At 63.5% G+C, this 16,947-nt stretch carries 18 protein-coding genes; 1 reads left to right on the top strand and 17 read right to left on the bottom strand.

Annotation, left to right across the window (positions count from 1 at the left end; genetic code table 11):
* Window positions 1-116: 116 nt before the first annotated feature.
* Window positions 117-1,052 (top strand): LysR family transcriptional regulator, encoded by a 936-nt coding sequence (locus tag BFW87_RS13650; protein WP_078740313.1) that lies wholly within the window; start codon window positions 117-119, stop codon window positions 1,050-1,052.
* Between the two features lie 100 nt (window positions 1,053-1,152).
* On the opposite strand, the gene BFW87_RS13655 is transcribed toward BFW87_RS13650, so the two are convergent.
* The 17 genes from BFW87_RS13655 to BFW87_RS13735 all read right to left on the bottom strand — a co-directional run bounded on the left by BFW87_RS13655 (window position 1,153) and on the right by BFW87_RS13735 (window position 16,944).
* Window positions 1,153-1,557, bottom strand: a complete 405-nt coding sequence (locus BFW87_RS13655) for a hypothetical protein (protein ID WP_078740314.1) — start codon at window positions 1,555-1,557, stop codon at window positions 1,153-1,155.
* Between the two features lie 26 nt (window positions 1,558-1,583).
* Window positions 1,584-2,810, bottom strand: a complete 1,227-nt coding sequence (locus BFW87_RS13660) for a beta-ketoacyl-ACP synthase (RefSeq protein ID WP_078740315.1) — start codon at window positions 2,808-2,810, stop codon at window positions 1,584-1,586.
* On the bottom strand, window positions 2,810-3,538 hold the full coding sequence (gene fabG, locus BFW87_RS13665) for a 3-oxoacyl-ACP reductase FabG (protein WP_078740316.1): 729 nt from the start codon (window positions 3,536-3,538) through the stop codon (window positions 2,810-2,812). The genes BFW87_RS13660 and fabG overlap by 1 nt, the downstream gene beginning before the upstream one ends.
* Window positions 3,535-3,996, bottom strand: coding sequence for an ApeP family dehydratase (locus BFW87_RS13670; protein WP_078740317.1), 462 nt, complete (start codon window positions 3,994-3,996; stop codon window positions 3,535-3,537). The genes fabG and BFW87_RS13670 overlap by 4 nt, the downstream gene beginning before the upstream one ends.
* Window positions 3,993-5,159: a beta-ketoacyl-[acyl-carrier-protein] synthase family protein gene (locus BFW87_RS13675; protein WP_078740318.1), complete on the bottom strand. Its 1,167-nt coding sequence runs from the start codon at window positions 5,157-5,159 to the stop codon at window positions 3,993-3,995. Before BFW87_RS13675 ends, BFW87_RS13670 begins: the two co-directional genes overlap by 4 nt.
* A complete protein-coding gene (locus tag BFW87_RS13680; RefSeq protein WP_078740319.1) occupies window positions 5,156-5,638 on the bottom strand; it encodes a hypothetical protein in 483 nt (160 codons plus the stop codon). The genes BFW87_RS13675 and BFW87_RS13680 overlap by 4 nt, the downstream gene beginning before the upstream one ends.
* Complete coding sequence (locus tag BFW87_RS13685; RefSeq protein WP_078740320.1) at window positions 5,635-6,369, bottom strand: class I SAM-dependent methyltransferase; 735 nt, start codon at window positions 6,367-6,369, stop codon at window positions 5,635-5,637. Before BFW87_RS13685 ends, BFW87_RS13680 begins: the two co-directional genes overlap by 4 nt.
* The gene (locus BFW87_RS13690) at window positions 6,366-7,613 is read right to left on the bottom strand and encodes an NAD(P)/FAD-dependent oxidoreductase (RefSeq protein ID WP_078740321.1); all 1,248 of its coding nucleotides are present in this window, start codon (window positions 7,611-7,613) and stop codon (window positions 6,366-6,368) included. Before BFW87_RS13690 ends, BFW87_RS13685 begins: the two co-directional genes overlap by 4 nt.
* A gap of 33 nt (window positions 7,614-7,646) precedes the next feature.
* Window positions 7,647-9,959: an MMPL family transporter gene (locus BFW87_RS13695; protein ID WP_078740322.1), complete on the bottom strand. Its 2,313-nt coding sequence runs from the start codon at window positions 9,957-9,959 to the stop codon at window positions 7,647-7,649.
* Complete coding sequence (locus BFW87_RS13700; protein ID WP_078740323.1) at window positions 9,949-10,602, bottom strand: outer membrane lipoprotein carrier protein LolA; 654 nt, start codon at window positions 10,600-10,602, stop codon at window positions 9,949-9,951. The genes BFW87_RS13695 and BFW87_RS13700 overlap by 11 nt, the downstream gene beginning before the upstream one ends.
* Before the next feature lie 29 nt (window positions 10,603-10,631).
* The gene (locus BFW87_RS13705; RefSeq protein ID WP_078740324.1) at window positions 10,632-11,057 is read right to left on the bottom strand and encodes an acyl-CoA thioesterase; all 426 of its coding nucleotides are present in this window, start codon (window positions 11,055-11,057) and stop codon (window positions 10,632-10,634) included.
* Window positions 11,050-12,591, bottom strand: coding sequence for an HAL/PAL/TAL family ammonia-lyase (locus BFW87_RS13710; protein ID WP_078740325.1), 1,542 nt, complete (start codon window positions 12,589-12,591; stop codon window positions 11,050-11,052). The genes BFW87_RS13705 and BFW87_RS13710 overlap by 8 nt, the downstream gene beginning before the upstream one ends.
* Entirely contained in the window at window positions 12,575-13,510 is a 936-nt protein-coding gene (locus BFW87_RS13715; protein WP_078740326.1) for an LpxL/LpxP family acyltransferase, read from the bottom strand. Before BFW87_RS13715 ends, BFW87_RS13710 begins: the two co-directional genes overlap by 17 nt.
* The gene (locus BFW87_RS13720) at window positions 13,507-14,241 is read right to left on the bottom strand and encodes a glycosyltransferase family 2 protein (RefSeq protein WP_078740327.1); all 735 of its coding nucleotides are present in this window, start codon (window positions 14,239-14,241) and stop codon (window positions 13,507-13,509) included. The genes BFW87_RS13715 and BFW87_RS13720 overlap by 4 nt, the downstream gene beginning before the upstream one ends.
* A 239-nt stretch (window positions 14,242-14,480) precedes the next feature.
* Window positions 14,481-16,151: an acyl-CoA synthetase family protein gene (locus BFW87_RS13725; protein WP_078740328.1), complete on the bottom strand. Its 1,671-nt coding sequence runs from the start codon at window positions 16,149-16,151 to the stop codon at window positions 14,481-14,483.
* Window positions 16,148-16,693, bottom strand: a complete 546-nt coding sequence (locus tag BFW87_RS13730; protein ID WP_078740329.1) for a hypothetical protein — start codon at window positions 16,691-16,693, stop codon at window positions 16,148-16,150. Before BFW87_RS13730 ends, BFW87_RS13725 begins: the two co-directional genes overlap by 4 nt.
* The gene (locus BFW87_RS13735) at window positions 16,690-16,944 is read right to left on the bottom strand and encodes an acyl carrier protein (RefSeq protein WP_003187949.1); all 255 of its coding nucleotides are present in this window, start codon (window positions 16,942-16,944) and stop codon (window positions 16,690-16,692) included. The genes BFW87_RS13730 and BFW87_RS13735 overlap by 4 nt, the downstream gene beginning before the upstream one ends.
* Between the last annotated feature and the right edge of the window lie 3 nt (window positions 16,945-16,947).

Below are 16,947 nucleotides of genomic sequence, written 5' to 3' on the forward strand. Positions count from 1 at the left end.
TCGGGGAGGAAAGCCGGCCAGGACTGGCACTGCAAAAAAGAATATAGCTGGCTAATGATTCTTTCCAATATATTGTTCGACCTGTTTGATAGGTTTTACGACCTAATGAGGTTTGCATGGAATTACGTCACTTGCGGTACTTCATCGCCGTTGCCGAAGAACTGCATTTTGGCCGTGCCGCGCAGGTGCTGGGCATCTCGCAACCGCCGCTGAGCCAGCAGATTCAGGCGCTGGAGCAGGAAGTGGGCGCGCGGTTATTTGAGCGGACCAATCGTCGGGTTGAGCTGAGTGAGGCGGGGCGGCTGTTCCTCAATGAGGCGCGATTGGTATTGGCTCAAGTCGACAAGGCGGCAGATGTCGCGCGGCGGGCGCAATTGGGAGAGTTGGGCGAATTGAAGATCGGCTTCACGTCCTCGGCGCCGTTCAATGCGAGCATTCCCAAAGCGATTTTTGCCTTTCGCCAGGCCTTTCCGGCAGTTCACCTGAATTTGCAGGAAATGAGCAGCACCGAAGTGGCGGAGTCGCTGGTAAATGAGTCGATCCAGGTGGGGTTGATTCGCCCCTTACCCTTGCCGGATTCGCTGAGTGTTATTGAGCTGATGCGCGAACCCTTGGTTGCCGTATTGAACGCAGGGCACCCTTTGGTCGAGGGCACCGAACGCGGTCTGCACCTGGCGCAACTGGCTGATGAGCCGTTTGTATTTTTCCCGCGCACCTACGGCAGTGGCCTCTATGCCCAATTGATCAACCTGGCCCGCGACGCCGGCTTCAGCCCGCGCTTCGCCCAGGAAGCCGGGGAGGCGATGACCATCATCGGTTTGGTGGCGGCGGGCTTGGGCGTGTCGGTGCTACCGGCGTCTTACCAGCGCATCCGCATCGATGGCGTGGCGTACCGCACCTTGCTCGATCAGGAGGCGGTGACGTCGGTGTGGCTGGTGCAGCGCAAGGGCGCGCAAACGCCGATGGCGCAGGCGTTTGTGGAGTTGTTGGTAGCGAGCGGGCTTGTTGTGGCGAGCGGGCTTGCCCCGCGTTGGGCTGCGCAGCAGCCCTAACAGGATCTCTGCGTTCTTCCAGACCGTTTACGATGTAAGGATTCTGGGGCTGTTTCGCAGCCCAACGCGGGGCAAGCCCGCTCGCCACAGAGGCCGCGCTTCAGTTCTGCGCCGCCGAGCCATTACTGCGCAGTGCCGCCAAAATATCCCGATCCAGCATACTCACCCAACGGTTGTAATTACGATGGATCTTGCCGTCCTTGTAGCCCAGGTCGCGGCTGTCGCGGTAGGTGATGGCGTAGCTGTTGCGGGTGTAGCGGATGTCGATGGCCGCATAGAACTGGCCGCGCACGGTGATTTCCGCCTGCACCAGTTGCGGGCTCAGGCGCTGCACGCTCCACTCGCGTTTTTGCAGGGCGGTGACGATCACCTGCTTCATTGTTTCTTCGCTGGCCTGAGTGTTTGCCGCCAGCTCGTGCTGGGTGTTGAGCACCGGTTTGTTGGTGCACCCGGCGGTGGTCAGCAGGGCCAGGGTGATCAGGGTGGCGCGTAGCAAGGAAGACATTCCGTTTTCTCCAATCGATTAAAAATTCAGGACCAGCGGCGGAAGATCAGCGACGTGTTGACGCCGCCAAACGCAAAATTGTTGTTCATCACGTAGTCGTGGTGCATCTCGCGAAAGCCGCCTTGCAGGTAATCCAGCTCGCCGCACTGCGGGTCGACTGAATCAAGGTTGAAGGTGTGCACGTAGCTGTCGCGGTTCATCATTTCGATGCTGAACCACGACTCCAGTGCGCCGCATGCACCCAGGGTGTGGCCGAGGAAGCTTTTCTGCGAGCTGATCGGCATGCGGCTGCCGAACAGGCTGCTGGTCGCCAGGGTTTCGGCGATATCGCCCTGGTCGGTGGCGGTGCCGTGACCATTCACGTAGCCGATGGCAGAAGGCTCAAGCCCGGCGTCTTCCAGGGCCAGTTCCATCGCGCGGCGCATGGTTTTCTGCTCCGGGCGAGTGGTGTGCTGGCCGTCGGCGTTGCTGCCAAAACCGACCAGCTCGGCGTGGATGTGCGCACCGCGTGCCAGCGCATGTTCGAGTTCTTCAAGCACCAGCATGCCGCCGCCTTCGCCGATCACCAGGCCGTCGCGGCCGCTATCGTAGGGGCGTGGGCTGGTTTGCGGCGCGTCGTTTTTCAGGCTGGTGGCGTAGAGCGCGTCAAACACCATGGCTTCGGTGGGGCACAGCTCTTCGGCGCCGCCGGCAAGCATCAACGGCAGGCGGCCGAACTTGATGGCCTCGTAGGCGTAGCCGATACCCTGGCTGCCGCTGGTGCAGGCGCTGGACGTCGGGATCAGCCGCCCGGTAAGGCCAAAAAAGATGCTGATATTCGCCGCCGTGGTGTGCGGCATCATGCGCACATAGGAGTTGGCATTCAGCCCCTCGGCCACCGAGTTCAGCAACATGTTGCCGAACGCCTTGATCTCGTCGGTGCTGCCGGTGGACGAGCCACAGGCCACGCCCATGCGCCCGTCCTTGATCGACTCATCGCCGAGCAAGCCGGCGTCCCGCAACGCCTGCTCCGCCGCCCACACCGCCAGGCGCGAGACGCGGCCCATGCTGCGCAATTGCTTGCGCGTCCAGTGTGCGGGCACCACGAAATCATCGATCGGCCCGGCCAGGCGCGTGTTCAATTCGGTAAAGCGGTCCCATTCGTCCATGCGCCGAATGCCGCTGCGGTTGGCGCGAAAGTTGGCGGCGATGGTTTCCCAGTCGCTGCCCAGGGAGGTCATGCCGGCCATGCCGGTGACGACGACACGTTTCATCAGCACAGGCCCCCGTTCACGGCCAATACCTGGCGGGTGATATAGCCCGCTTCGGCCGACATCAGGAAACTCACTGCCCCGGCGACTTCTTCCGGGGTGCCCATGCGTTGCGCGGGGATCATCTTCATCAGTTCTTCCACCGGCACGTTTTCATCGAGCATGGCGGTGTCGATCAAGCCCGGCGCGACGCAGTTGACGGTGATCTTGCGCTTGCCCAGCTCAATGGCCAGCGCCTTGGCGGCGCCGATCAAACCGGCTTTCGAGGCGCTGTAATTGACCTGCCCACGGTTGCCGATCAACCCGGAAACCGACGTGATACAGACGATGCGCCCGGCAGCGCGGCGGCGAATCATCGGCATCATCACCGGGTGCAGCACGTTGTAGAAACCGTCGAGGTTGGTGCGCATCACCACGTCCCAATCATCTTCCGACAAGGCCGGGAACGCGCCGTCACGGGTCAACCCCGCGTTGAGCACCACGCCGTAGTAGGCGCCATGCTGCTCCACATCGGCTTCCAGGATTTGCTTGCACACTGCGCGATCCGCCACGTCGAATTGCAGCACTCGCGCCTTGCGGCCCAAAGCCTCGATCTCGACCTGCACCGCGTCCGCTTCGGCACGCCCACTGCGGCAATGCAGCACGATGTCATGCCCGGCCTGGGCCAGGCGCAGGGCAATGGCGCGGCCGATGCCACGGCTGGAGCCGGTGACCAGTACGGATTCAGTCATGGCGTTTCGTCCTTCGATTCATCTAAATAGTTGGCCGCCTGCGGCGGTCGAAATACATTCAAGCGCGCGCTGGCCTGGATACCGTCGCCAGTCAGGTGGCATTCGAACACACCCATGCCGTTGTCGTCTTCCAGGGAGCGCAGGCCGTGGATAGTCAGTTCGGTACCGGCCGGGAAGTGGTCCACGTTGCACTCGAACTTGCGTGTGCCCAACAGGAAACCCAGCTCCACGGCTTCGCCTTTCTGGCGTGCGCGGCAACCGGCGTAGGCAGCGACGGTTTGCGCCATCAGCTCGATGCCGACCCACGCCGGCAGGCTGCCGTCGGCGCGGTTGAACAGGCCGCCGGGCTTGACGAGGGTGCGGGTATGAACCCGCTCTTCATCAAACGACAGCACCTGATCAATCAGGATCATGTCGCCCGCGTGGGGCAGGAGTTCGGCGAGTGGCCAAGGGATCATGGGGCCTCTCCAATAATCAGGCTGACGTTATTGCCGCCGAAGGCAAACGAGTTGCTCATCAGGCAGGTTTTTTTCAAGGTGTCCGCGGCCTGTGCCCATTGCAGAGTCGGCAGCGCTGGGTCGGCTTCACCGTCCCACACATGGGGCGGCACCAGGCCGTGGGTCAGGCTCAACCAGCAGAACGCCGCTTCCAGCGCACCGGCGGCGCCGAGGGTGTGGCCGCTCATGGGCTTGGTCGACGAGCAGGCCACGCCGTGGGGAAACAGGTCCGCGACGGCGAGGCTTTCCATGGCGTCGTTGTGTTGCGTGGCGGTGCCGTGCAGGTTCAGGTAGCCGATCTGCTCGGGCGCAAGTTTGGCGCTGGCCAATGCTTTGCGCATCGCCAGCAACGCCCCTTTGCCCGTGGGCTCCGGCGCGGAGATATGGTGTGCATCGCAGCTGGCGCCGCTGCCCAGCAAGGCAATCGGCGCAGGTGTTCGGGTCATCAGAAACAGCACCGCCGCTTCACCGATGTTGATGCCATTGCGGTTCACCGAAAACGGGTTGCAGCGCTCGTTCGACACCGCTTCCAGCGAGGTAAACCCGTTGAGGGTGAGCTTGCACAGGCTGTCCACACCGCCACAGATCACGGCATCGCACACGCCCAAGTCGAGCAGACGCTGGGCACTCATCAGCGCACGGGCGCTGGAGGTGCAGGCGGTGGAAATCACATAGGCCGGGCCGCTCAGTTGCAGCCAGTCGGCGAGGAAGTTCGCCGGGGCGCTGAGCTCCTGTTGCTGGTAGTTGTAGTCTGCCGGGAACTGCTGGTCGCGCAGGTAATGCGCAATGCCCCGGCTGGCTTCATCGATGCCTGACGTGCTGGTGCCCAGCACAACCCCCACCCGTGATGCGCCGTAGGTATGAATTGCCTGGCGCAGCTCATCTTCAATCTGCAACGCGGCTTCCAGCAGCAACTGGTTGTTGCGGCTGCTTTGCGAGCTCAACGCCAAGGGCATCGCCGCCAGCTCGCCGTGCACGCCGGCCACCGGCACTACGCGTTCCGGCACCCAGCCACTTTCTGCGCGCATGCCGGAGCAATCGCCGGCAAACAGGCTGCGGCTGACCTCGGCCTGGCCCCGGCCGAGGGCGCAAATCACGCCGAGCGCATTCAGGTAAGCCGTCATCGTGTGGCCCCAAGCGGTGTGATGCGGTAGCTCAACGGCTGCCCGGTCATGTTCACGCTGAACACTTCGGAGGACTGATACACGATCTGCCAATGCCCCGGCAGCGTGCGCGTCAGGTCCCTGGCCTGGGCACTCGGATACAACGTGGGTACGTCATCCGCCGAGGTCAGGGCAAACAGCAGTGCGGCAAACAGCTCCCTTGCCTGGGGGTTGGGCGGCAACAAGCCGTCGGCTTGCCACTGGCCGTTGACCAGCTTCTGCCTGGCTTGGGGAATGCCCAGCGGGTCCATCATCGACCAGCGAATGCCGCCGCCTTCGCGCTGGATCACCAGCAGCCAGTCCTGGCTCTGGCCGTCTGCGCGTCGCTGTATATGCAGCTGCAGCGGCAGGGCCAGGTTCGGGGTTTTTTCGGGCAGCGGTGGCCCGCTGGCGCAGGCGCTCAGCAGCAACAGGCAACCGATCAGCAGCAAGCGGATCATGGCGCGGCGCTCGTCAAAGGTTTACGGGCCACGCAGTTCACCAGGGTTTCTTCGCGCTGGCCCACTGGCGGCGGGTTGCGCAGGCCCCAGCGCTCCAGCAGGCCGAAATCGCTGGAACGGCTCCACCACAAATACGGGTACGAGACGTTCTGCGGGCCAAACTCAAAGCCCTGCTCGCGGAGCATCTCCAGATACTCCTCGGCACTTTTCTGCACGTGCATCGGGTGGCGGAACAGCCAGCGAATCACCCAGGTGTCGATATAGGCTTCGGTGGATTCGGCAAACAGCAAATAGCCGCCCGGTTTGAGCACGCGGTAGAACTCCTTGAGCGCGCGATGCTGTTCAACCAGATGGTGAAACGTCTGGTGGCAGAACAGGATATCGACGCTGGCGTCGGGCACGTCGAGGGTGGCGCAGTCGCTGCCGATCAGCTCGATGGCCAGGCCCTGGCGCGCGGCTTCGGCTTTGCTCAGTGTCAGGCTGTGAGGGTCGGCGTCGAGGCCGATCAGGCGCGCGGGGGCGAACACCTGCTGCAAATACTGGAACGATTTGCCCTGGCCGCAGCCAGCGTCCAGCAGTACCGGCGCCGTCGGCAGCGGATCAGTAAACAAGCTGCGCAGGTCGTTGATTGCCACGCGCAACACGTGGTGCTGCCAGGTGTGGCTGCGCAGGAACCAGAAACCGAAGCGGGTTTCTTCGACGTAGTTTTTGCTTAAATACTGAGTGCTCACGCTGCATCCCCTGCACAAATTTCCGACAACATCCTTAACCGTCGTTTGGGTTCACTCACAAACGGGTTGCGCTCATCCCACGCGTAACCAGCGAGGATCGAACTGATCATGCGGCGGATCTCCGGCGAGCTGCCCGGATGGAAAATCACATCCTGGAACGTGCCCGCGTACCAGCCCTCGACGTAGCAGCGGAAGGTATCGACGCCACGCTTCAGCGGTTCGGCAAACTCGGTTTGCCAGTCCACGGTTTCGCCCTTGAGCTGACGATGCAGCACGGCGGCCGCCATGCTTGCCGAACGCATGGCGATGGTCACGCCAGAAGAGAACACCGGGTCGAGAAATTCCGCGGCGTTGCCCAGCAACGCAAAGCCCGGACCGTGCAGGGTTTTGACGTTTGCCGCGTAGCCGCCGATGGTGCGCGCCGGCGTATCCCATACGGCGTTTTGCAGCACGCGAGACAGGCTTGGGGTTTGCGCGATAAACCCGCGCAGGCAGGCATCGAGGTCTGCGTCGCGGCCGTCGAAATGTTCTTTGGCCGCGACCACGCCCACCGAGCAGCGCCCGTTGCTGAACGGGATGGTCCAGAACCAGATATCGCGCTTCGTCGGGTGAGTGGTGACGAGGATTTTAGTGCGGTCGAACCCCGGGTCTTCGATGTGATCTTCAACATGAGTGAACACCGCCTGGCGCACCGGGAAGTTCGATGGTACGTCCAGGTCCAGCAAGCGTGGCAATACCCGGCCGTAACCGCTGGCGTCGAGTACGAATTTGGCTTTGAGGTGGTATTCGCTGCCGTTCTTGCGGCGCACGTGCAGGTAACGGCTTTCGCCGCCGAAGTCCACGCCGACGATGGTCTCGCCGTAGCGAATTTCCACGCCTTGCAACGTGGCCTGATCGGCCAGCAATTTGTCGAACTCGCCGCGCTGCACCTGGAAGGTGGTCGGCTTGCCATTGCTGAACGTGTCACCGAAATCAAACGCGCTGTAGCGCTCGCCCCAGGCGAATGCCGCGCCGGTTTTCACCTGGAAACCGGCGGCCTGCACGGCGTCGAGCATGCCGGCTTCTTCGATAAAATCGATGCAGTGCGACAGCAGGCTTTCGCCAATCGAGAAACGTGGGAAATGCTCGCGCTCGATAATCAATACATCATGCCCGTTGCGCTTTAACAGCGCGGCCGCGATGGCGCCGGATGGTCCGGCACCGATCACGACTACCTGGCGACGTTCCATTTCAACTATGGGCACGAGGGCTCCTTGCCACTTTGGCGATAATCACATTCATAAGGCGTGCTTCTGTTGCCCGGCCCAGGGCGCCAGCATAAAGCTGAAAGCCAGGCCCAGGCTGACCGACAGGCCGAAATTGCTCACGGCCGGTGTACTCGACACCGCCAGCAGGCCAAACGACAACCAGGTCGTCAGCGCTGCCAGCAGCGTCCCTAAAAGGCTGACGGCGGGGCCGCCGATTTGCTCGCGCATCAATATCGCGTAATCCACGCTGATCGCCGTGACCAGCAGCAGGCCGAACAGGCTGAACAGCGTGAGTGGCTGGCCCAGCCAACCGAGGCTTGCCAAACTGCACAGCGCGGCGAGCAGCGGCAGGGCGACGATGCGCAACGCGCCGCCGACACCGAACGGCAGGATCAGCAACAGCACGATCAATACGCACGACATCAACTTCAATTCCGCCGCGCTGATCTGCGTGTCGGCGAACACCCGGTTCAAATCGCCAAGGCGATCGACCAATTGCACGCCGGGCAAATCCAGTGCCTGCACCCGCAGCAGCGCCGGGTTGTTCAAGCCTTGCAGGCTGACCATCGCCGCCACGCCGCCGTCCACCGGGCCCAGCCACAGCGTGCGCCAGGGTTCGGCGAGCGGGCCGACCAGCGCCGCGTCGATGTCTTCGGTGGGCAGCGCTTGCAGTTGCGCCACTTCGGCCTGCAGAGCGCTGGCGGGTACGCCGAGGTCCAGCAGCGGTTGCCAGAACTGCGGCAGTTTGTTCAACGCATCACGCAGTTGCTGTTGCTCGGCGGGCAGGCTGACCAACTGATTCAGCGCCAGATAGCCTTGCAGCTTGTTCATGTTCACCAGTTGATCCAGACGCTGGCCCAGTGCGGCCTGACGCTCCAGCAGCTGTTGCTGGTTGTCGGCGCGGACCAGGAAGAACTGGCTGGTGGGCTGGAAGCCGGTGATGCGCGCCACGGCCTGGGCTTCTTGCAGCAACTGCGGCGGCGCGCCGATCCATTGGCGAATATCGTTTTTGCTGCTCAAGTGCCACAGGCCGCCGGCGCAAAACAGCAACAGCAATCCCAGCAGCACCGGGCTCGGCACGCGCTTGAGCAATGCAGCACGCGCTAACCACAGGCACTCGGCGATGCGCAGCGGCCATTGCGCCGGGCGCAGCTCAACGCCCTTGAGCAGCGCGGGCAACAGGCACACGGCGGACAGATAGGCGCCGACTAAACCCGCGGCGGAGAACACCGCGATTTGCGTCAGCGCCGGAAACGGCGTCCAGGCCAGCGCCAGGTAGCCGATGCAACTGGTCGCCAGGCTCAGGCTCAACCCCGGCAGGGTGATGCGCAAGGCCGGCCAACTGCGCCACGGCTGCAGGCTCCAGCTTTTCGACAGGTAGTGCAGCGGGTAATCCACGGCCACGCCGATCAGGCTGGAACCCAGCACCAGGGTCATCACATGCATATGGCCGAACAGCGCCACACAGGCCACCGCGCCAAACAACATACCCACCAGCACCGGCACAAAGGCCAGCAGCACGCGCCAGCGCCGGAAGGCGAGCAACAGCAATAACAGGATGCCCAGCGTGGCGCCGCCGCCGACCCAGGTCATTTCCCGCGTGGCTTGCTGCTGGCCATTGGCGGCGTAGAGCAAACCGCTGGCGGCGAGCAGTTGCGCGCCTTGCAGGCTTGCCTGTTCACGGCTGGCCTTGAGCAAATCCGCCACTTGCAGCGGCAGTTTCATGTCGAAGGCATTGCCGGTGGTGCGCGCGCGTAGCAGCACCCAGCTTTTGCCGTCGGCGTCGGCGATCAACGCGCCGCTGCCGATATCCAGCTGCACCGAGCCGTGCTGCGGCTGGCTGTTCTGAATGCGCCCGGTGAGGCCCAACCAGTCGTCCTGGCTCGGCACCAGGCTGAAGCCGGTGAAGGGGTCGAACAGTGATTGCACACGCTGCTGGATGAAGGCGTCAGGGTGATCGATGAGTTGCTCGCGGTCCTTGGCCGAGAGCATTGCCAAGCGCCCGCGCAGCAGTTGATCACGCAGTGCCGGCAAGTCGGCTTGCAGGTTCCACTGCACTTTTTCGAACAACCCGCTGGCCTGCCAGCGCTCGCCCAATTGCTGCGCCACGGCTACCGCTTGCTGGCGGTCGGTGTGCCCGACCAGCACCAGCATTTCGCGGTTCAGCGGTTCCTGCATGCGCTGTTCGGCTTGCTGCTCCAAGGCGTCTGGCGTGTTACCCGGCACCAGCTCCATCAGGTTCGCCGATAGCGGCGCACCATGGCGCCACTGCCAGCCCGCCAGGGCCAGCACGGCCACCAGCAGGATCAGGAACAGGCGCGGTAACAGGCGCTCACTGGGCAAAGTCGTGCTGCTCCGATTCGCTCAACGGTTGGCTGGCGGTGCTGTCCTGCATGCGCAATACCGTGCTGTCGCCCTGGGTTTCCAGCAGTTCGATTTTCTGTACCAGCTCGCCGCCGTCGATATTGATCTGGGTGAAGACTTGTTTGAGCAACAGCGAGCGCGGGACCAGCGTCAGCTTCCAGCCGTTGGCTTCGCCTTGCAGTTGCAGTTCGAAGTCACGCTGCAAACCGCTGCTGTCGCCCTGGAGCACGGCGAGGAACAGGCGATTCTGCTCGGCGCCGGCGCTCTTGTTGGGCAGCAATTGCCAGCCGTTGGCGTCGCGGCGGGCAATGCCTTGGACGCTGATGCGGTAGTCCTGTTGCAGCGGGGTTTTCAGCAGCCACAGCAGGCCGTGGTCTTTGGCGAGGACGAAGGTGCCTTTGCTGACCAAGGGTTGGGGCAGGGCGCGCAGGTGTTTTTCCTGGGTGAAGGTGCCGTGGATGACGGAGGGTTTGGCGAGCTGGTCGCTGAGTTGCTGCAAATCAAAGGCGTGGGCGCTAAAGCTCAGGAACAACCCGATCAAAAATGTGGGAGCGGGCTTGCCCGCGATGAACCTGAGGGCGCTGCGGAGTGCCAGGCGGATTGCGTTATCGTTGACGACCATCGCGGGCAAGCCCGCTCCCACAGGGGATCTCATTTCAGGGCTCTCTCTACGGCGTCGGTGAATATTTTTGGGGAGGCCAGTTGCATCTCGCGGCTGGCGATTTCCACGGCGACTTGCACGGTGCTGGCGCGGGTCAGGCGTTCGCCGCTGGCAAGATCCGTGATCAGGTAATTCACCTTCAAACGGTTCTCCCACTCCACCAAACTGGCGCGCACATTGATGGTTTGGCCGAACACCGCGCCGCGCACGTAGCGCAGTTGCATATCGATCACCGGCCAGCCGTAGCCGGATTCAAGCATCGCCGTGTAGTTGTGGCCGATCTTGTCGAGCAGCGCGCAGCGCGCCACTTCCAGGTACTTCACGTAATGCCCGTGCCAGACCACGTTCATGGTGTCGACGTCGAAAAACGGCACGAGGATTTCAGTGTCGCTGTGCAGTACGCCCTGGCTACGCATGCAGCCTCCAGTGTTGCTCGGCGATGCGTTTCAGGCACAGGCGCAGTTCGCCTTCCAGCGCGCGGTCTTCGATGACCGGCGGGAAATCTTTGGCCAGTTCAATGTGCATCTCAGCCAACGCCGGTGGCAATTCGCGTGAATCCGAGGCCTGCGCGCGCAGCCACACGCCCTGGTTGGCGGCGAGCAAGGTGGCGGCGGCGACCTGTTCGGTCAGCTCCAGCACACGGATCGCATCGCGGGCGGCGATGGTGCCCATGCTCACCTTGTCCTGGTTGTGGCACTCGGTGGAGCGCGAGAACACGCTGGCCGGCATGGTGTTTTTCAGCGCTTCGGCGGTCCAGGCGCTGGTGCCGATTTGCACCGCTTTGAAGCCGTGGTTGATCATCGCGCGATCTGCCGGCGCGCCGGACAGGTTGCTCGGCAGACCGTGGTTGTAACGCACGTCCACCAGCAGCGCGAGCTGGCGGTCGAGCAGGTCGGCGACGTTGGCCACCAGCGTTTTCAGGCTGTCCATGGCGAAGGCGATGTGGCCGCCGTAGAAGTGGCCGCCATGCAGTACGCGTTCTTCTTCGGCGTCGATGATCGGGTTGTCGTTGGCGCTGTTCAGCTCGATTTCGATAAACGAGCGCAGCCAGTTCAGGCTGTCGGCCAGCACGCCCAGCACGTGGGGCGCGCAGCGCAGCGAATAACGGTCCTGCAGGCGGTGCAGCGGCGCAGTCGGCGCATCAATCGCCAGATCCTTGCGCAACCAGGCGGCCACTTGCATCTGCCCCGGGTGCGGCTTGGCGGCGAACAGGCGCTCGTCGAAGTGCTCCGGGTTGCCCTGCAGCGCCACCACGTTCAGCGCGGTGATGCGCGTGGCCAGTTGCAGCAGGTAGTCGGCGCGGGCGAAGGCCAGGCACGCCAGGCCGGTCATCACGGCGGTGCCGTTCATCAGCGCCAGGGCTTCCTTGGGGCGCAATACCAGCGGCTCCCAGCCCAGTTCGCGATGGACGTCGGCTGCTTCGCGACGTTCGCCACGGAACATCACTTCGCGTTCGCCCGACAGGGTTGCGGCCACGTAAGACAGCGGGGTCAGATCACCGCTGGCGCCCACCGACCCTTCTTCCGGAATCAGCGGCAGCACGTCGTGCTCCAGAAATGCATGCAGACGCTCCAGCAGCTCCACGCGCACGCCAGACACGCCATGGCACAGCGACTGCAAACGCGCGGCCAGCACCGCGCGGGTAGCTTGTGCATCGAGCAACTTGCCCAGGCCGCAGCCGTGGAACGTGTAGAGGTGACGCGGCAACGCCTCGACGTGTTGCAACGGCACCGCCACCACGCAGGAGTCGCCGTAGCCGGTGGTCACACCGTAAATCACGCCTTCCTTGTCCAGCAGCGAGTCGAGGAACTGCGCGCCCTTGGCAATGCGCTGGCGGTACGCGGCGTCGTTTTGCAGCTGCGTGGGCGCCTGACGGTTGGCCAGGGCCAGCACGTCTTCAATGCGCAAAGGGCGTTCGCCAAAGGTTACCGGCTCAAGATGCGTCGTCATCGGTCTTCCAGAAAGGGTAAAAGTTGAACCATTGTCGGGGCGCTTCCAGGCAGAACTGGCCCAGGCGCGCGGCATAGCGCGCGGTCCACTGGGCAATCACCTGCTCGCGGGTGCTGCGCTTCCATTCGATCAAGTCGGCGAACGGCTCGATGGTCAGGCGGTAGCGGCCATTGTGTTTGAGGCACATCAGCAAATTGACCGGGCATTTCAGCAGGCCGGCCAGCAGCCATGGCCCCTGGGGGAACGCCGCGTCGACGCCGAGAAAATCCACGCGCACCTTGCGCCCGCCATGCAGCGGCACGCGGTCGCCGGCGATGGCCAGCCACTCGCCTTCGTCCAGGCGCTGGCTGAGCAGCAGCATGGTGGCCGGGTCCAGCTCGCTGACCTGAATCAGGCGTAAATGCGTGGCCCCGGCTTCGCCGAGCAGGCGGTTGAATTGCTCGGCGTGCTTGGTATGCACCAGCACGTTCATGGTGACTTGCTCACCGATCTCGGCGAGGGCGCGGCACACTTCGAGGTTGCCCAGGTGCGCGCCCACCAGCATCTGCCCGCGCTCGCCGCGCAGTTGGCCGCGCAATTGTGCCGGGTCGTTTATTTCGATCTGTTCGATGCGCAGCTTGCCGTTCCACACGTCGAGCTTGTCGAGCAAGGAATCGGCGAAGGCCATGAACTGGCTGAAGACTGATTTAAGGGTAGGGCGCAGTTCATCGCGGCCACTCCAGTCGGCCAGGCGCTGCTGGTATTCCCAGGCGCTCTGGCGTGCGGTACGGCCGAACAGGAAAAAGTACAAGACGATGCCGTACAGCACCGGGCTCAGCAGGCGACGGCCCAGCACCTTGGCGGCGAAGGCGGTGAGTTTCATCAGCCAGAAACTGCCGCGCTCCTCGCGGTCGGCCCAGTGCTTGGTGCTGTCGTTCATGCTTGCCACCGTCGCCACAGGATCATCGGCGCGCGCACCAGCATGCCGAAGAACAGCCGGGTGTGCATGGCCGAGATGCGCACGTTGTCGCGGAACAGGCGGAAGTGCGACAGGCCGTCCGCCGGGTAATGCACCTGGGTCGGCAGCCAGCGCATCGGCTGGTTGCGCCAGGCCAGGCGCACGAGGATGTCGGAGTCGAAATCCATGCGCGTGCCAATGTAGGCCGAGTTCATCAGGGCCAGGGTCGGCGCCAGCGGGTACACGCGAAAGCCGCACATCGAGTCGCGGATTTGCAGCGAAAGCGTGTTGATCCACACCCACACGTGGGTGAGGTAGCGCGCATAGAGGCGGCCTTTGGGCACGCTGTCGTCGTATTCGGGGTAGCCGCAGATCACCGCATCCGGGTGCCTGCGCGAGGTGTCGATAAAGGTCTCGACTTCGCGCAGGTCGTGCTGGCCGTCGGCGTCGACTTGCAGCGCGTGGGAGTAGCCCAGGCGCGCGGCTTCGCGAAAGCCCGCCATGACGGCGCCGCCTTTGCCTTGATTCGTTGGCAAGGTCAGCAGGGTGACGTGATCGAGTGTCGCCAACTGTGCCAATACCGCAGCGCAGGCCGGGCTACTGCCGTCGTCCACGAGCAAGCACGGCAGGCCGCTGTTCAACAGGCTGTGAACCACGGCGGGCACGGCGGCTTCATGGTTGTAGACCGGGATCAGGGCGCAGGGGTTATGCATGGCGCACGTCTCGGGCTGGAAAACCAACTGTGGCCAGCGGGCTTGTTGTGGCGAGCGGGCTTGCCCCGCGTTGGGCTGCGAAGCAGCCCCAGAAAGGTAGCCCAGGTGTGCCAGACGGAACTCCATTGCAGGTTATGGGGCCGCTTCGCAGCCCAACGCGGGGCAAGCCCGCTCGCCACAACAAGCCCGCTCGCCACAGGAAGCCCGCTTGCCACAACAAACCCGACAGTCTGAAAAACCTACTCACTGGGCTTCTCCAGTTGAATCCGGCCACTGGAGCAGGCCGCGACGCCGTTGCGGTATGCGAAGTACAGCTTTCTGCGTTCGGGGTCGAAGCGCAGGTGCAGTTCGATCGCGTCGCCCGGCCGCACCAGTTGCTGGAACTTGAGTACTTCCATCCCGGCAAAGGTCGCCGGCAGGTCGAGCAGTTGCTGGCCGAGGTTGAACGCCCATTCCACTTGCACTACCCCCGGCAGCACCGGCGTGACCGGGAAGTGGCCGCTGAAATAGGAGAGGTCCGGCGGAATGCTCAGTTGCAGGGTCCATTCGCCGTCGGCCTCGACTTGCTCCAGCACTTCGGGAGCTTTCGGCCGAGGGGCCACCAGTAATGCCTCGACGTGCGCCTGAGGCAGTTTGCCTTGGCTGTTCAGCGGAAGCTGGCGCAGCAAACGCCAGCGGCGCGGCAGGGCCAACGCTTCGCAGTGTTCGCTCAGGTGTTCGCGCAAGGTCTGCGTCACACTGCGGCGACCCTGGTTGCGCAGGGCGTGCAGGCCGTCGGCACTCAACACCACCAGCGCACCGAGCGACGCACGGTTTTCCTGCACCACGCCCAGGCGGGTTTCGGCGACCCACGGATGGGTCATCAGCGCCTGTTCAAGCATGGGCAGGGAGATGCGTTTTTCTTCCAGTTTGACGATGCGGTCCAGGCGCCCGAGCAGCTCAAAACGCCCATCAGAGTGGATACGCGCAGCGTCGGCAGTCTGTTCAATATGCCCTTCGGGCAAATATGGCGAGGCAATGCGCAGGGCGCCGTCGGCGTCCTGGCTCAGCTTCACGTCGGCAAACGGCTGCCAGGGTTGCGCGCCCTGGCGCCAGGCGATGCCGCCGGTTTCGGAGCTGCCGAGGATTTCCGTCGGCCATTGCTGCAAGCGGTCATACAGGTCGCCAGCGGCCTCAACCGGCAGCGTACCGCCGGACGAAAATACCCGCAATACCTGGCTCAGCGCCGGCCAGTCGAGGTTGTCGCCCATGCGCTTGAGCAGCGCCGGGCTGGCGACCCAGGCAAATTGCGGGTGTTCACGGCTGGCCCGTTGCAGGTCTTCGGGAAACGCCAATTGCTTGCGCACAAAGGTGCGACCGGCGCACAACGGCCACAACACGCGAAACAGCAAACCGTATATATGTTGCGTGGCGACGCTGCCGATGATGCAGGCGCCCTTGAGGTCCGCGCCCCACAGGGCTTCCAGGGCCTCCACTTCATTGGCCAGTTGGCGCAGGGATTTGTCGATGCGCTTGGGTTCGCCGCTGGAGCCGGAGGTGCACAGGCTCAATTGGCAGGCGTCCAGATCCAGCGCTGCTGGAGCCAAGGGCGCTTGATACAGCGCGTCGAGGTCAGCCGCTTCGACCAGCCAGGCGTCAACGGCGTTGTCCCAGCGTTGGCGGGTCTGGGGCTGCAAGTCGGCGGGCAGCAACACGCTGACCCCGGCCCGCCAGGCGCCCAGCAGCGCGATCGCCAAAGAGCCGGCGTCTTCCAGGTGCACCGCCAGCCGCTGGACGCCACGCGCGTGCAGCCCGGCTGCCAGGCTCAGGGATTGCTCCCACAACTGGGCATGGTTCATCGCAGGTTCGGTGGTTACCGGACGCTGTTGCAGCGGCTCAAGCAGCAGGTGCTCAAGTTTCAACCCTTTCATACGCGGCCTCGAACCCTTTGTCGTACCAGCCATTCCACGGCAAACAACAGCCCCATCAGCCCGTAGGCGATCAGGCCGTTGTACAACGTCCACCAGCTCAGCGGCGCCCACAACGTGAGGGCGGCGGCGAGCAGGCCATTACACAGAAAAAACACGCTCCACACCACGGTGACCTGGCGGGTATACACAACCGCCTTTGGCGGCAGGTCGGGGTCGGTCATGCGCGCCAGGCGCTCGACCATCGGAGGGCCGTATTTCAGGCTCAAGCCGAACAGTGCCAGCATGAATGCGCTGACCAGGCTCGGGTACCAGCGCAAGAGCTGCGGGCTGTCGAACCAGGCCAGGGCCAGACAAAACACGATCACCGCCACGGCCATCCAGCGGCTGCCGGGGCGCCGCGCGCCGGTAAGTGCGCGTAACAGCCACAGGCTGCCGAGCAGCAAACCGAATTGCCACGGCGCGAAGTGTTCGGTGCCGTAATACACCGCAAAGGGGTACAGCAGCCCCGCCAGCAACAGGCCAAGGCCGATCAACCGGCTCATGCGGCAGGCTGGACCAGACGGTACACCGCCTCAACCACGTCATTGACGGTGCGCACGGCCTTGAATTCTTCGGCGGCGATCTTTTTGCCGGTCTGGCGCTTGATATGGTCGATCAGGTCCACGGCATCGATGCTGTCGATTTCCAGGTCCTGGTACAGGTTGGCGTCAAGGGTGACGCGTTCCGGCGGCAATTCAAACAGTTCCACCAAGGCGTCGCGCAGGGTGTTGAAAATATCGTCACGAGTTTGCATGGT

It is taken from the genome of Pseudomonas fluorescens, from assembly GCF_002022275.1.
In the GTDB taxonomy this organism is placed as follows: Bacteria; Pseudomonadota; Gammaproteobacteria; order Pseudomonadales; family Pseudomonadaceae; genus Aquipseudomonas; species Aquipseudomonas fluorescens_AJ.